A 15,511-nucleotide genomic window follows, 5' to 3' on the forward strand; every position below is an offset into this window, starting at 1 on the left:
TTTAAAGGAAGAATAAATATTGTCAACCAGAAAAACTAAAAAATCCCTGCGTGCAAATGACCCGCAGGCCAAGCGAGAAGCCGAGTTATACCAGACACCTTTACCCAGTCGGGAGCTGGTGTTGCAGTTGTTGTCAGACCAGGGGGTTCCCCTGAGTGCCGAGCAGATTTATGTGCTGCTGGACATCAGTCATGATGAGCGGGACATCTTTAACCGCAGGCTGGGCGCGATGGAACGCGATGGCCAGTTGATGCGCAACCGCAAGGGCGCATTTTGTTTACCGGATAAAATTCATTTGATCGCTGGGACTGTGTTTGGCCATACCGATGGCTATGGTTTTCTTGTCCCAGACGATAAAACCAAGAATCCCGAAGATATTTTCCTTGGGCCTAAAGAAATGACTTTGGTCATGCATGGTGACCGCGCCATGGTGCGCTTGGCGGGTGTAGACCGCAAAGGCCGCCCTGAGGGCAAACTTGTCGAAGTATTGGAACGTGCCAATAAGACCCTGGTAGGGCGTGTGATCCGTGCGCAAGGTGTCACCATTGTGGCAGCAGAAGACAAACGCATCAGCCAGGATATTGTGATCCCTTATCACTTGGATATGGACGCACAGGTCGGGCAGATCGTCACCATTGAGCTGACGGAGTATCCGTCTTCACACTCCATGCCCATGGGCAAGGTGGTGGAAATACTCGGTAACTATGCTGACAGTGGCATGGAGATTGAGATTGCGCTACGCAAGCACCATTTGCCGCATCAATTCAACCCGGCTGCGCTCAAGCAGGCGGAAGACTTTCCTAAAACCGTACAAGCCAAAGATTACAAGGGGCGCAAGGATTTGCGTGCTTTGCCATTGATTACCATTGATGGTGAAACGGCCCGAGACTTTGATGATGCGGTATTTGCCGAACCACAAGGTAAGGGCTGGCGCCTGGTGGTGGCGATTGCCGATGTGAGTTTTTATGTACAGCCAGGCGATGCGCTGGATAAAGAGGCTTATGATCGCGGTAACTCAGTGTATTTTCCGCGGCGCGTGATCCCCATGTTGCCAGAGGCTTTGTCTAATGGCCTTTGTTCGCTAAATCCGGATGTGGAACGTCTGTGTATGGTGTGCGATATGCAGATCGACGGCCAGGGCGTGGTCAAACAATACCAGTTTTACCCTTCAGTCATGCTTTCAAAAGCACGTATGACTTATACCAAAGTGGCTGCCTTATTGCAGGACGAAGATGCAGCCCTGAGCGAGGAGTACGCGTGGTTATTGCCGCATCTGCAAGATTTGAATAGCGTATTTCGCTTGATGCTGACACAACGTGAAAAACGCGGTGCAGTGGAGTTTGAATCTGCGGAAACCATGATGGTGTTCAACGATAACGGCAAGATCGACAAGATTGTACCTGTCGTCCGCAATGATGCGCACAAGCTGATTGAGGAGTGCATGCTGGCAGCTAACGTCTGTGCCGCCGACTTTTTGCTCAAGAACGAGCAGACCTGTTTATTCCGTATCCATGAAGGCCCAACGCCTGAGAAACTGGAAGCGTTGCGCCTGTTTATGGGCGAGTTCGGTTTTGGTGTGGGTGGTGGTGAAAGTCCACGTGCCAAAGACTATGCCAAATTGATGCAGCGTATCAAATCACGCCCGGACGCACAGTTATTACAAACCGTGATGCTGCGCTCCATGCAGCAGGCCGTGTACAGCCCGGATAATGTTGGCCACTTTGGTTTGGCATACGAGGCCTATACCCACTTTACTTCCCCCATCCGCCGCTACCCGGATTTGCTGGTACACCGTGCCATCAAGGCCGTGGTGGAGGGTAAGCGCTACCAGGCCAAAGACTGGCATCAGCTAGGCGTGCATTGCTCAATGACAGAGCGTCGTGCCGATGACGCCACACGCGATGTGACCAACTGGCTGAAATGCTTTTATATGCAGGACAAAGTCGGTGAAGTATTTAGCGGCACCGTGGCTGGCGTCACCAGTTTTGGCTTGTTTGTTGCGCTGGATGAGGTGTATGTCGAAGGCTTGTTGCATGTGACCGACCTGGGGAATGACTACTTTATCCATGACAAGGCCAGGCATGAAATGGTTGGTGAGCGTACGGGCGTCAGGTATCGCCTGGGCGACCGCTTAACAGTTAAGGTTGTACGCGTAGATCTGGAAACATCACGCATAGACTTTACGCTGGTTGGCGCAGTAGAAGCGTCTGCCGATATTGAAGGTGGCGATGCAGGGGGTGATGAGCCTCAGTCTGTCAGTAAAAAGGTGAGGGTATCTAAGCCCGGGAGCACTACAGCGAAAGCGACGCCAGCGGCCTGGGCCAGAAGCGCGGCGACGGCTGCAAAACCAGCTGCTCCAGCGTCCAAGTCCTCACGTGGTAAGCCCGCTTCGGCTTCTGCAGGCAAGCCCGCGACAGGTAAATCGCGTTCCGCAAAAGACAAAGGCCGTCATTCGGCACAAAAAAATAAAGGCAAACCAAAGGCAAAAGCCCGATAATAGCGTCTTGAATCACAATGCATGTGATTGAGTAGCCAATACACGCAGCAAGCAGTTTTACCCTGTTTGCTGCGTGATTCATTTAAGCTTTTGCGTATGGTTTGCAAAGGTCATCAAAAGAAATTTAGGAGTCACTATGTCAGAAACCCGCATTTTGTTTGGTTTTCATGCGGTGTTGAGTCGCATGCGTCAGCATGGCAACAGCATTCAGGAAATTATTATTGACCAGGAGCGAGTTGACGCGCGCATGCGTGACCTGCTCGAAATGGCCAAGGCACAGAATATTCGAGTGATACAAGCTGAGCGTCAGCGCCTGGATGGTTTTATCGGTGCACATGGCCGTCACCAAGGGGTAATTGCACGCGTGGTGGAAACACCCATGCCTTACAAGGATATTCATGATGTTCTGGAATCAGATCTCGATGAAGCGCCATTTTTCCTGATCCTGGATGGCGTACAGGATCCTCACAATCTTGGTGCTTGTTTGCGTGTGGCGGATGCCATGGGTGTCCATGCCATTATCGCGCCTAAAGACCGTTCTGTTGGTTTGAATGGTACCGTGCGTAAGGTTGCCAGCGGCGCCGCAGAGACCGTGCCTTTTATTGCGGTGACTAACCTGGCGCGCACCATGCGTGAGTTGAAAGAGGCTGGCGTGCATATTGTTGGTACCACCATGGATGCGCCTGGCACTTTGCACAATAGCAAGCTGGAGGGCCCGATTGCGTTAGTGATGGGGGCTGAGGGCGATGGTATGCGCCGGTTGACGCAAGAAACCTGTGACTCGCTGATTACCATTCCGATGTTTGGATCGGTACAGAGTTTGAATGTGAGCGTGGCAAGCGGGATTGCCTTATATGAAATTCGCAGGCAACGAGTATTGGCTGGCGGTAAAGCTTAATTGGGCTTGATTGTATGCTGACACTGCGAGATTTATGGCTGCAATTACGTCAGCAGTCCGAGCGGTTGTGGTTAGGGCAGGCGCTGGCTTTTATGGGCGCCGTTGTAGCCGTGCCTATTCCTTTGCTGATGCCTCTGCTGGTCGATGAGGTACTGTTGAATCAACCTGGCAGGCTGACCCAGTTCATGACCTGGTTGTTGCCGCAAACCTGGCTTGGCGCGACCACCATCATCCTGCTGGTGACGCTGATGACTATGAGTCTGCGCTTGGGCAGTGTGCTGCTTGGTGTCGCCACCACCCGCATTTTTGTTGGTTTGTCCAAACAAGTGACCCTGGGCGTTCGCCAGACCTTGCTCGATAAACTCTCACGCATCCGCATGCAGGTGTATGAAAACCTGGGCGCGGGGCAGGTGACGGCACGATTACTCACAGATATTGAAACCCTGGACAAGTTTTTGGGTGAGACGATTGCCAAAGTGCTGGTAGCCATATTGAGCGTGATTGGGGTGGCTATTGTGCTGTTATGGATGCACTGGCAACTGGCGTTGATCATCCTGTTAGTGAACCCGTTTGTCATTGCACTGACCATGGTGCTGGGTAAAAAGGTTAAAGCGTGGAAGCAGCGTGAAAATAGCGCCTTTGAAATGCTGTCGCAATCTGTGACTGAGACCCTGGAAGTGATGCAGCAATTGCGCGCCACCAATAGCGACAAACGCTTTCTGGATAAAGCCAAACAGGCGGCTGAGGCTGTCCGTGAAGCAGCCACTGCTTCTGGCTGGAAATCAGATGCCTTGTCGCGTTTATCTTTTGGTGTGTTCCTGTTTGGATTTGAAATCTTTCGTGCCGTCGCCATGTTGATGGTCGTGTTTTCCACACTGTCAGTCGGGCAAATGATCGCCGTGTTTGGCTATTTATGGTTCATGATGGGGCCGGTGCAGGAATTGCTGTCAGTTCAGGTCTCATTTTATGCTGCCAAAGCCGCGCTGGGGCGGATCAACCAGGTACTCGCCGCAGAAGAGGAACCGCATTATGCAGCCACAGTTCATGCATTTTCCGGTCAGGTTCCCGCCGCCATCAGTTTACAGAATGTCACCTTTTCATATGGCGAAGGCGATCCTATCCTGGCAGAGGTCTCAGTGACTATCGCGCCGGGTGAGCAAGTGGCTTTGGTTGGGGTTTCGGGCGCAGGTAAATCGACACTGGTGCAGCTATTACTTGGCTTGTATGCACCCAATCAAGGTCGAATCCTGTTTAATGGTCAGGCAATAGAACAATTGGGTTATGCCCAGGTGCGTGAACATCTCGGGGTCGTCTTGCAACATCCCATGCTGTTTAATGATAGCGTGCGGCAGAACTTGAGCCTGGATCAGCCTTATACCGACGAAGACTTGTGGCAGGTGCTGGAAGTGGCGCAGCTATCGCAGTTTGTGCGTGATCTGCCACAAGGGCTGGATACACCGTTGGGTCGCAGCGGAGTCAGGTTATCTGGCGGGCAGCGTCAACGCCTGGCCATTGCTCGCATGATGCTCAAGCAGCCACAAATCGTGATTCTGGATGAGGCAACCTCGATGCTGGATACGCATACCGAAGCCTTGTTGCATCAAGCCATGCGCAAATTCCTGCGTGGCCGCACCACAATTATCATTGCGCACCGGTTATCTGCGGTAAAAGAAGCCGACCGCGTATTAGTGTTTGATAGTGGCCGCATTATTGAAGAAGGCCAGCACGATGCTCTGGTCAATCGCACTGGTGGCGTTTACCAGCGGCTTTATGGGTCGCAAACAGCCTGAAAACTGGCTGTTCGCGTCGTAGGCTTATGGAAGCCTGCTCACTTCATGACCAGATTTGGCGGTCTCTCCAACATCATTCAGGACATGTGTGATTTCGCCTGTTCCACCTAGTGAAACGCTGGTCACATGGCTGAAGCGGATGTTGGGCCCCTGCGGCGCTTCAATCGCGCTATTGAGTTTGACACTGGGATTTTCATTAAAAAAGCAATAAATGCCCATGCCTATGGCTGTGTGGCGGGTCACATGGTCAGCAAGTTTATAAGAAGCAAAGCCATTGACGCTACCATTCATCCAGCCTTGCTGGTCTGGTACATCATAAGGTGCCTCACTCTGATAGAAATAGACTGCACCGTTTTCGCCGTTCCAAACAGTCTGGTAATCATGGAAATGCTCGACAAATAAACCATACATAGTGACATCATCACCATTGACGACAATGCCATGTTTAGTTTTGTTACTTGCCCAGCCGATACCGGTGCCATGGTCACCCCGCCATACCCACAAATTGTCACCAATCACGTGATTGCTATTGATAATCACGCTATGGGTTGCATTGCCGACAGCAGCACCGCCGACCCTGAAGAAAACATCTTGCAGGGTGATGGGATTACCTGCATGGCTGACAGCACTTTTACGTTCACCCACTTGCAGCAGGGTGTCACAGTTTTTTTCACCAGCATCAAACAAGATGCCACCAAGTTTGACGCCATCCACATCTGCCACCGTCATGGCTACGTTGCCGGCCACAGGCTCCAAAGTCGCAATCCCAAGACCAAGGACGATGGTGTTGGGGCGGGTGACTTGCAACGCCTTGTCCAGCTTGTAAATGCCGGGGGTCAGCAAAAGATGCTTGCCCTTATTCAAAGCTGCATTGATGCTGTCTGCAGTGTCTGTGGCAGCTTTTGCAATGTAAAACTGGTCAATCGGTAGTGATTCATCTTGCAAATGCGCGTCTTGCCAGGAAATGCCTTGTGTGTTGGTGTGTAAAGCAGGCACAAATACCTCGTAAGCACCAGCCTGGTTGATGGTCAGGAAAGGTTTTTCACGCATCACAGGCGTTTGCTCTACCACTGTATAAGGCGGGTTGGGCCAGTGTTCAGCATTGGGTGCATTATTAACGCCGACAAACACCATATTCCAGTTGGCATTGGTCCAGCTACCCAGCGTCGAATTTCTGGTGAGCCATTGTTGTTGCGTACCGGAGTTGATCTGTTGGTCAATCAGGCTGTCGGCTATAAAACCACCGCTGGACCAGCCGCCATTGTCATCCAGCAGCATATTGCCACGTACATGAATGCGGCGTAGTGGCGCCGCTTGCGAGACGGCCCATTGCATGGTGCCGTTATCCGGTGTGACAGACAAGTTTTCCACGCTGCGCCAGAAGTTTTGTGTGGCGTCTTCTTCATGCCAGGTGGCTTTGACTTCAATGCCGCCTTGCAGCATGACATCGTCCGGGTATTGCCCCAAGCCTGATAGCTGAGTGTAAAAGCCAAGTTTGATTTTGTTGTGATAAACACCAGGCTTAAACAACACCGCGTAGCGTTCAGGGCCAAATTGGTTGCTTTCCTGCTGTTTGAACAGGGTGTCAAGTTTTTGCTGGATATCATCTGATGGCATGCCTGGGTCTAGAATAATGACATTTTGGCCAAAATCAGGAGTGGTTGCCTGCACTTTATGGGCTTCTGTTTCCTGGCAGCCGAGTAAAAGAAGGGTGGCAAATCCAGCGCCTAGTGTTTTAAATGTAGGAGCTTTGAGAGCGGAATAATCTGGCAAAAACGAACGCATAGATAAGTAGTTTCCAAGAGAAATCATTTATACATGACCGCAACAGCACGGATGAAATTCAAATTTTTTCATAGCCTACTTTCAATTTCCCTTAAAAATGTCATCAATTTGAGACACTTTTTTGCAGCGCAAACCGCTTGAGCTTAGCCTAGGTTCAGAGTGCTTAAGGTGTTTTTGCGAACGCGAGAAAGCAGTGCTTTATCGTCAATCAGCGATTCATCAAAAGAGGGAATCAGGTATTTAAGCGTGTCCTGCCACGATTGGGTCTGCATCTTCTGACCAAAACATCGTTGTAGTACATCCAACATCGCTTTTACGCTGACAGAGGCGCCAGGTGAGGCCCCAAGTAGTGCGGCCAGGCTGCCATCGGCACTGGCGACAATTTCAGTGCCAAATTCCAGCTTGCCCCAGTGCTGGTGGCAACGCTTGATGATTTGGACGCGTTGGCCAGCATGCGCCAGTTGCCAGTCCTCACTACGCGCATCTGGTAAAAAGACACGCAAAGACGCCATGCGCTCCTCGTGACTTTGAAACACCTCTTTGATCAGATATTTGGTCAAATCCAGATTATGGCGTCCGGCACCGAGCAGGCTCTTGATGTTTTTGAGTTTGACCGATTTGGCCAGGTCAAAGCGCGACCCTTGTTTCAGGAAACGCGTTGTGAATCCTGCATAGGGGCCAAACAACAGGGCGGGTTTGCCTTGTATCATGCGTGTATCCAGATGCGGTACGGACATGGGCGGAGCACCTACCGCCGCCTGGCTATACACTTTGGCGTGATGCGTCCGGATCAGTTGTTCGTTATTGCAGATCAGCCACTGGCCACTGACTGGAAAGCCACCGTAGCCATGTGCTTCTGGGATGCCTGATTGTTGTAACAAGGGCAGTGCGCCTCCGCCGGCACCCAAAAAGACAAAGTTTGCATGATAGTGTTGCGTGTGACCAGACACCATATCCTGAATGCGCACTTGCCAGCTTGTGTGCTCACGTGATTGCTGTTGCTTAAGTTTGGTGACCCGGGACTGTGTCAGCAATGTGAAGTTGGGGCGTGTTTTGAGGTAAGCGACCAATTGGCGTGTCAGGGCACCAAAATTGACATCTGAGCCATGGGCCACACGCGTTGCTGATATTTTTTCAGCTGACTGGCGGCCAGACATCATCAGAGGCATCCAGTCGTTGAGTATATTGAGTTGATCACTCCACTGCATCTCGGCAAACAGCGGGTGTGCTTGTAATAACTCAAACCGCTTGCGCAAGAAAGCACCATCCTCATTCCCCCAAACGGCACTTAGATGTGGCACGCGTTGGATAAAGTCCGCCGCATTTAATATGCCTTCTTTGACCAGCGTAGACCAGCACTGTAAGGAAACTTCAAATGCGGCATTAATTTCCAGTGCCCGACGGATTTGAATATCCCCATTTTTGGCTTTGGGCGTGTAGTTGAGTTCGCAATAACCGGCGTGACCTGTGCCGGCATTGTTCATGGCATCTGAGCTTTCAAGGGCAACATCTTCCAGTTGTTCTACCATGCAAATATGCAGGGTTGGGTCGAGTCGATGTAGCAGAACTGCCAGCGTAGCGCTCATAATGCCGCCACCGACCAGCAATACATCGAGATCAGTTGTTGCCATGGTATATGATTCCCCTGTGTTGAGGCGCCTGGATGTCAAACGCACAATGATAATGCCGCCGCGCATTATAATATAAATCGAAAAACACGCTGCATTCGGCTCAAGTCGCTGTGTGTTTGCTCACCGGGATGGCGATGGCGTAAACTTGTCAACACCAGGCTTTTGCGGTAATCTCTAGCATTCACCAGAAATGGTTCAAAACTACAAAAAAACGAGTCCTGACTTGAGGTTAGGGCGAACATGTGCAAGTCTTTATCAAGGGCTTAAGCTGAGTTTGCCGGATCGTCAGGGCGATTGTGGGATAGATGATTGGGGTACGTATGAAAAATCCGCTGGAATCTGTGACTGGGTCCATCATATCAGGGCTGCTATTAACCCTGGCTCTGGTTTTTTTCCTGAAAAATTTTATTGTGGCTGGAGGCTGATTCATGGAACTGCTACCAGCACTCGCACGATGGATCCATTTCCTGGCAGGAATTACCTGGGTCGGTTTGTTATATTACTTTAACTTGGTGCAAATGGCCGGTTTAAAGGCCGCCGTAGCCGATGGAACAGCCGCTGGCATTAACAAGCATATCGCGCCACGTGCGTTGCTATGGTTTCGCTGGTCAGCCGTTGTGACTTGGCTCGCAGGTGCAGCCTTGCTTGGTGCTCACTTCACCGATGCCTTTGCTTTGCATCAGGGTTTTGAGCTGATTGGTGTTGGGGCATGGCTGGGCACTATCATGTTGTTGAATGTCTGGCTATTCATTTGGCCTAACCAGAAAAAAATTCTTGGCATCGTTGCTGCAGACGATGATGAAAAAAATAAAGCGCGACGTGTGGCCATGCTGGCATCACGTACTAATTTAGTGCTCTCACTGCCCATGTTATTTTTCATGGCCAATGGATTGAGCCATCGCGCAGTATTGGGTTTTTAGCGGGTTTAAGACGTTTACGGCGGCTTAAGCCGCCGTTTTTGTTTTTTGAAAAAGGGTTTGAAATGCATTCGGAACACTTAATGAACACCTATGGCAGGCAGCCGGTGACTTTTGTCAAAGGCGAGGGTGTCTGGCTGACAGACACTGCCGGTGATCGCTATCTGGATGCGCTGTCTGGCGTGGCCGTGAATGGGCTGGGCCATGCTCATCCTAAGTTCGTGGCAGCATTGAATGCGCAAATTGCCAGGTTGATTCATGTGTCAAATATCTACCAAATAGCAGAGCAAGCAGCGCTGGCTGACAAGCTTGCCGAGCTCTCGGGCATGGACCGTGTGTTTTTCTGTAATTCCGGTTGTGAAGCCAACGAGGCCGCGATCAAACTTGCGCGCCTGTATGGTCACAACAAAGGCGTAGACCATCCCGAGATCATCGTCATGGACCAAAGCTTCCATGGCCGGACGATGGCAACTTTGTCCGCCACTGGTAACCGCAAAGTGCAGGCAGGGTTTGAACCTTTGGTCAGCGGCTTCTTGCGCGTGCCGTTTGATGACATAGAAGCGATTAAAACGATTGCCTCACATAAAAACAATGTGGTTGCCGTGTTGGTTGAGCCAGTGCAAGGTGAGGGCGGTATCCATATTCCCGCCAGCCTCAAGGCTTACCTGCAAGGCTTGCGCGAAATCTGTGACGCCAATGGCTGGTTGCTTATGCTGGACGAAGTGCAATCCGGGATTGCCAGAACCGGCACCTGGTTTGCCTTCCAGCATACCGGCATCGTGCCCGATGTCATGACCCTGGCCAAAGGTCTGGGTTCAGGTGTGCCAATTGGCGCGTGTGTGGCTCGTGGTGTGGCGGCGGAAACTTTCACGCCTGGCAAACATGGATCTACTTTTGGCGGTAATCCATTAGCGACAGCTGCCGGTTTGGCGACGCTGGAGATTATTGCCGAAGAAAAACTGCGCGAAAATGCACAAGTTGTTGGCGATTATATCCGCCAGCAGTTTACCGAGTCAATCAAAGGCGCTGCAGGTGTCGTCAACATACGCAATGCGGGCATGATGATAGGGATTGAACTGGACAAACCATGTGCTGATCTGGTCAAGCAGGCGTTGGCGGCGAAGTTGCTGATTAACGTGACTGCCGAGAAAGTGATCCGTCTGTTGCCATCCCTGGTCATGAATAAACAGGAAGCCGATGAGTTGGTCAATAGATTGACGCCACTGATATTAAATTTTTTAAAAGCAAGCGCTTGATTGAAAAGGCGCCCAACATATGATGAGTATCAAACACTTTTTGCAATTTAATGACCTGGCCCGCGACGAGATTGAGCATATTTTCGCCCGTGCAAAATGGATTAAAGCGCAGTTTAAAGACTACAAGCAATACTGGCCTCTGGTTGATCGCACGCTGGTCATGATTTTTGAAAAAGCCAGTACACGTACACGTTTGTCTTTTGAAGCCGGTATGCAGCAATTGGGTGGCTCAGCCATTTACTTGAATACCCGTGACTCACAGCTGGGGCGTGGCGAGCCGGTAGAAGATGCGGCACAAGTGATTTCGCGCATGAGCGATATCGTGATGATCCGTACGTTTGAGCAAAGCATTATTGAGCGTTTTGCGCAAAATTCACGCGTGCCGGTGATCAATGGCCTGACCAATGAGTATCACCCATGCCAGATTTTGGCGGATATATTTACCTTTATCGAACATAGAGGCTCTATCCAGGGCAAGACCGTGGCCTGGATTGGTGACAGTAACAACGTCTGCAATACCTGGCTGCAAGCGGCAGAGGTGCTGGACTTCAATGTACATGTGTCTACGCCACCTGGGTATGAAGTCGAACCAGAGCGCGCCAATCTCTATGGCACGTCCCATTTCGAATCGTTTGCTGACCCGATGGAAGCTGCGCGCGGTGCGGATTTGGTCACCACTGATGTGTGGACATCGATGGGCTTTGAGGCCGAAAACGAAGAACGTCGTAAAGACTTTGCCGATTGGCAAGTCGATGCAGATATGATGAAGGTGGCGAAGGCTGATGCCGTATTTATGCATTGCCTGCCGGCACACCGTGGTGAAGAAGTGTCTGCTGAAGTGATCGATGGCAAGCAAAGTGTGGTGTGGGATGAGGCGGAAAACAGGTTGCACACGCAGAAGGCGCTCATGGAGTACCTGCTGTTAGGAAAAGTTTCATAAGCGCAAGCTTCAAGAGTGGTTGTTAGAAAAAGTGGCTAGTTTTCACAGGCCTGTTGAATTCAGTTTGGGATAATTTTAGATGAGCGATATTAAAAAAGCGGTGTTAGCTTACTCCGGTGGTCTGGATACCTCCGTGATTTTGAAGTGGTTGCAAGACACCTATCAATGTGAAGTGGTGACCTTTACGGCAGACCTGGGCCAAGGGGAAGAGTTGGAACCGGCGCGTGAAAAAGCCAAGAAATTCGGTGTCAGCGAAATTTACATTGATGACTTGCGTGAAGAGTTTGTGCGTGATTTTGTATTCCCTATGTTCCGTGCCAATACCGTATACGAAGGCGAATACCTGCTGGGCACTTCCATTGCTCGTCCACTAATTGCCAAGCGTTTAATCGAAATCGCCAACGAAACCAAAGCCGATGCCATCTCACACGGCGCTACCGGTAAAGGTAACGATCAGGTGCGTTTTGAGTTGGGCGCATATGCATTGAATCCGAATATCAAAATTATCGCGCCATGGCGTGAATGGGATTTATTGTCCCGTGAAAAACTGCTGGCCTATGCCGAAAAACATGGCATTCCGGTGGAAATGAAGCACAAGCAAGGCGGCAGTCCATATTCCATGGATGCCAATTTGCTGCATATTTCCTACGAAGGCCGCCATCTGGAAGATCCCGCGGCAGAAGCAGAAGAAGATATGTGGCGCTGGACCGTTTCCCCAGAAAAAGCCCCCGATGCTGCTGAGTACCTGGATATCGAATTCAAGAATGGTGACATTGTTAGCCTGAATGGAAAAGCGCTTAAAGCCCATGAAATCCTGGCTGAACTGAACCGTATTGGCGGCAAACACGGCATTGGCCGTCTGGACCTAGTGGAAAACCGTTATGTTGGCATGAAGTCACGCGGTTGCTATGAAACGCCTGGCGGTACCATCATCCTCAAGGCACACCGTGCGATTGAAAGCATCACGCTGGACCGCGAAGTGGCGCACCTCAAGGATGACCTGATGCCACGTTACGCCAGCCTGATCTATAACGGTTACTGGTGGAGCCCAGAGCGTATTGCCTTGCAAACTCTGATCGACCACACACAGGCGACTGTGAACGGTTGGGTGCGCGTCAAGCTCTACAAGGGCAATGTCATTGTGGTGGGCCGTGACAGCAAAACCGACTCGCTGTTTGACTCTACCATTGCAACGTTTGAAGACGACAAGGGCGCCTACGACCAAAAAGATGCGGGCGGCTTTATCAAGCTGAACGCACTGCGTATGCGTATCGCCGCTAACTTGCACAACCGTAAAAAGTAATTTTATGGCCAACCGACGCGTCATTGCCTACGATTCCACGCTGCGTGATGGCGCGCAGGCGCAAGGAGTTTCCTTCTCGGTGGAGGACAAGCTCAAGATTGTGCAACGCCTGGACCAGTTAGGTATAGGCTACATTGAAGCTGGCAATCCAGGATCTAACCCCAAAGACCTGGAGTTCTTTGCACGCGTCGGCGAATTGCAATTGCAACATGCCAAAATCATTGCTTTTGGCAGCACACGCCGTATCGGCATCACCGCTGCGGAAGATAAAAACCTTCAATCTTTACTTTCGGCCAATACACAAGCGGTGGCGATTTTTGGCAAAAGCTGGGATTACCAGGTCACCGATATCTTGCGTACGACCTTGCAGGAAAACCTCTCGATGATCGCTGACACCATTGCCTATCTAACGGCGCAGGGTAAAGAAGTGGTGTTTGATGCCGAGCATTTTTATGACGGCTATAAGGCGAATGCCGATTATGCGATGCAAACCTTAGAGGCAGCCGTCGCAGCTGGCGCAAGTGTGCTGGCTTTATGCGACACCAATGGTGGCACTTTCCCGAACGAAATCTTTGCCGTCACTGAAACCGTTGTAAAACAGTTTCCGACCGTGCAGATTGGCATTCACTGCCATAACGATTGTGAAATGGCAGTGGCTAACTCGGTTGCGGCGGTACAGGCCGGTGCCATACAAGTGCAAGGTACCATTAATGGCATCGGTGAACGCTGTGGCAACGCCAACCTGGTGTCTATCATCCCCAACGTACAGCTCAAGTTGGGTTTTGACTGCATTTCACAGGTACAGCTTTCTGAGTTGACCGCAGCTGCGCGTTTTGTCAGTGAAGTGGCTAATGTGGCCTTCAATGACAAGGCACCTTATGTAGGCCAGGATGCTTTTGCGCACAAAGGCGGCATGCATATTGATGCCGTGAATAAAAATCCCAAGTCTTACGAGCATATCAATCCGGGTATGGTGGGTAATGAGCGCCAGATACTGGTGTCTGAAGTAGCCGGGCGCGGAGCCATCTTACGCAAGTTGCAGCAAATTGATCCCAGCCTGACCAAAGAATCCGATGCGGCCGTGAATGTACTGGAGCATTTGAAGGCACTGGAACATGAAGGCTACCAGTTTGAAAATGCCGAGGGTTCTTTTGATTTGCTGATGCAAAAGCTGCTAGGCAAATTTGAACCGTTTTTCAGCCTTAAACAATATAACGTCAATATCTACGAGCCTTCTGCGGATGGCCTCAACTCTTCTGTCAGCATACATTTGACTGTCAGGGGGAGGGAGGCAACTGCGACGGCGCAAGGGGATGGTCCGGTTAATGCGCTTGATAAAGCCATGCGCAAGGCACTGGAGCCTTTTTATCCTGCCATCAGGGACATCAAGCTGACAGATTACAAAGTGCGTGTGCTTGATTCCAATTTGGCCACAGCCGCCAAGGTACGGGTGCTCATCGAGTCGTCTGACCAGCAATCGAGCTGGGCGACGATAGGCGTATCATCGGACATTATCCAGGCGTCATGGCTCGCGCTCAAAGATGCACTCGAATACAAACTAGTGCAAACAGTCAAACCATTAGTCGCTGCCTGATTCAGCAGGTTGTAATAAAACCAGTTTCAAATGTTCTTGCTCCACCGGGCGCAAGGTCACCTGCTGGAAATGAATCAGGCCTGATTGAGGATGCTGGAATTCGCGCTGCCCCCCCTGTCTCTCCAGTACATCATGTTGTTTCCAGAACTGGGAGAATTCCGTACTGGCCGTGCTGAGTTCATCCACCAGTTGCTTGACATCCGATTCCTCCAGACGTGAGCGGCTATCTGCCCTGAATTCCGCCACCAGACGGCGTGCCCGCATCTCCCAGTTCACGACAAACTGCTTTGCCAGTGGGTTTGCAAATACAAAGCGCAGCAGGTTAGGGCGCTGATCGGACGGCCATTCTTGATCCAGCAACCCGCTAAATAATGTACTGGCAGGCCGGTTCCAGGCGAGAATATCCCAGGTGCGGCCCATGATATAGGCAGGAATCTGCATCGCGGCCAGCATCGCTACCAGTGTTTCTGGTGCAGTATCCACTTCAGTCTGGTGTGCTTGTGGATCGCGTCTGTCTGCCATATCGAATAAATAACTGCGTTCAGACTTGCTTAATTTGAGCGCACTGGCGAGTCTGGCCAAGGCCTCTGCAGAGACATTGACTTCTCGGGCCTGTTCTATCCAGGTATACCAGGTCGCGCTGATGCCCGCGAGCTGCGCGACTTCTTCGCGTCGTAATCCCTGTGTGCGTCTACGGGCGCCTGATGGAAACCCAAATTCTTCGGGACGGCCACGCTGGCGTATTGCTTGCAAAAACTCAGCAAGTTCCTGACGTCTAGTATCCATAAATGTTTTTCCTTTGGGTTCAATAGCTTGCGTGAAAAGCACAGCATTAAAGTAGTAGTCTTGATACTAGTATAAACTATCTTCTTGTAAGGGTATTGAAACTTAGGTATTCTG

The 15,511-nt window shown here is 51.0% G+C and carries 11 protein-coding genes; 8 read left to right on the forward strand and 3 right to left on the reverse strand.

What is annotated here, in order from left to right; genetic code table 11:
• The first annotated feature begins 19 nt into the window (after positions 1 to 19).
• From rnr to F463_RS0100715, 3 genes are all read left to right on the forward strand, one after another.
• The gene (rnr, locus tag F463_RS13930) at positions 20 to 2,497 is read left to right on the forward strand and encodes a ribonuclease R (RefSeq protein ID WP_018985111.1); all 2,478 of its coding nucleotides are present in this window, start codon (positions 20 to 22) and stop codon (positions 2,495 to 2,497) included.
• A gap of 136 nt (positions 2,498 to 2,633) precedes the next feature.
• Entirely contained in the window at positions 2,634 to 3,395 is a 762-nt protein-coding gene (gene rlmB / locus F463_RS0100710; protein ID WP_018985112.1) for a 23S rRNA (guanosine(2251)-2'-O)-methyltransferase RlmB, read from the forward strand.
• Positions 3,396 to 3,409: 14 nt separating this feature from the next.
• Positions 3,410 to 5,185, forward strand: coding sequence for an ABC transporter ATP-binding protein (locus F463_RS0100715; RefSeq protein WP_018985113.1), 1,776 nt, complete (start codon positions 3,410 to 3,412; stop codon positions 5,183 to 5,185).
• A 24-nt stretch (positions 5,186 to 5,209) separates the two neighbouring features.
• Here F463_RS0100715 and F463_RS0100720 read toward each other — a convergent pair whose 3' ends face one another.
• Both F463_RS0100720 and mqo read right to left on the reverse strand, forming a co-directional pair.
• On the reverse strand, positions 5,210 to 6,970 hold the full coding sequence (locus tag F463_RS0100720; protein ID WP_018985114.1) for a hypothetical protein: 1,761 nt from the start codon (positions 6,968 to 6,970) through the stop codon (positions 5,210 to 5,212).
• Between the two features lie 143 nt (positions 6,971 to 7,113).
• Positions 7,114 to 8,667: a malate dehydrogenase (quinone) gene (gene mqo, locus F463_RS0100725; protein ID WP_018985115.1), complete on the reverse strand. Its 1,554-nt coding sequence runs from the start codon at positions 8,665 to 8,667 to the stop codon at positions 7,114 to 7,116.
• A 362-nt stretch (positions 8,668 to 9,029) separates the two neighbouring features.
• Here mqo and F463_RS0100735 point away from each other — a divergent pair, with 362 nt between their 5' ends.
• From F463_RS0100735 to cimA, 5 genes are all read left to right on the forward strand, one after another.
• Positions 9,030 to 9,521, forward strand: a complete 492-nt coding sequence (locus F463_RS0100735) for a urate hydroxylase PuuD (protein ID WP_018985117.1) — start codon at positions 9,030 to 9,032, stop codon at positions 9,519 to 9,521.
• A gap of 62 nt (positions 9,522 to 9,583) precedes the next feature.
• Entirely contained in the window at positions 9,584 to 10,774 is a 1,191-nt protein-coding gene (locus F463_RS0100740; RefSeq protein WP_033413074.1) for an aspartate aminotransferase family protein, read from the forward strand.
• A 22-nt stretch (positions 10,775 to 10,796) separates the two neighbouring features.
• Positions 10,797 to 11,714 carry an ornithine carbamoyltransferase gene (gene argF / locus F463_RS0100745; protein WP_026295183.1) on the forward strand — a complete coding sequence of 306 codons (918 nt, stop codon included), beginning with the start codon at positions 10,797 to 10,799 and terminating at the stop codon, positions 11,712 to 11,714.
• Positions 11,715 to 11,793: 79 nt separating this feature from the next.
• A complete protein-coding gene (locus tag F463_RS0100750) occupies positions 11,794 to 13,017 on the forward strand; it encodes an argininosuccinate synthase (protein WP_018985120.1) in 1,224 nt (407 codons plus the stop codon).
• A 4-nt stretch (positions 13,018 to 13,021) separates the two neighbouring features.
• Positions 13,022 to 14,611 (forward strand): citramalate synthase, encoded by a 1,590-nt coding sequence (cimA, locus tag F463_RS0100755; RefSeq protein ID WP_018985121.1) that lies wholly within the window; start codon positions 13,022 to 13,024, stop codon positions 14,609 to 14,611.
• Here the strand turns inward: cimA and F463_RS0100760 are convergent.
• Positions 14,597 to 15,397 (reverse strand): helix-turn-helix transcriptional regulator, encoded by an 801-nt coding sequence (locus tag F463_RS0100760; protein WP_018985122.1) that lies wholly within the window; start codon positions 15,395 to 15,397, stop codon positions 14,597 to 14,599. The two genes, cimA and F463_RS0100760, sit on opposite strands and share 15 nt — an antisense overlap.
• Positions 15,398 to 15,511 lie beyond the last annotated feature (114 nt).

The organism is Methylophilus methylotrophus DSM 46235 = ATCC 53528 (assembly GCF_000378225.1).
Taxonomy (GTDB): domain Bacteria; phylum Pseudomonadota; class Gammaproteobacteria; order Burkholderiales; family Methylophilaceae; genus Methylophilus; species Methylophilus methylotrophus.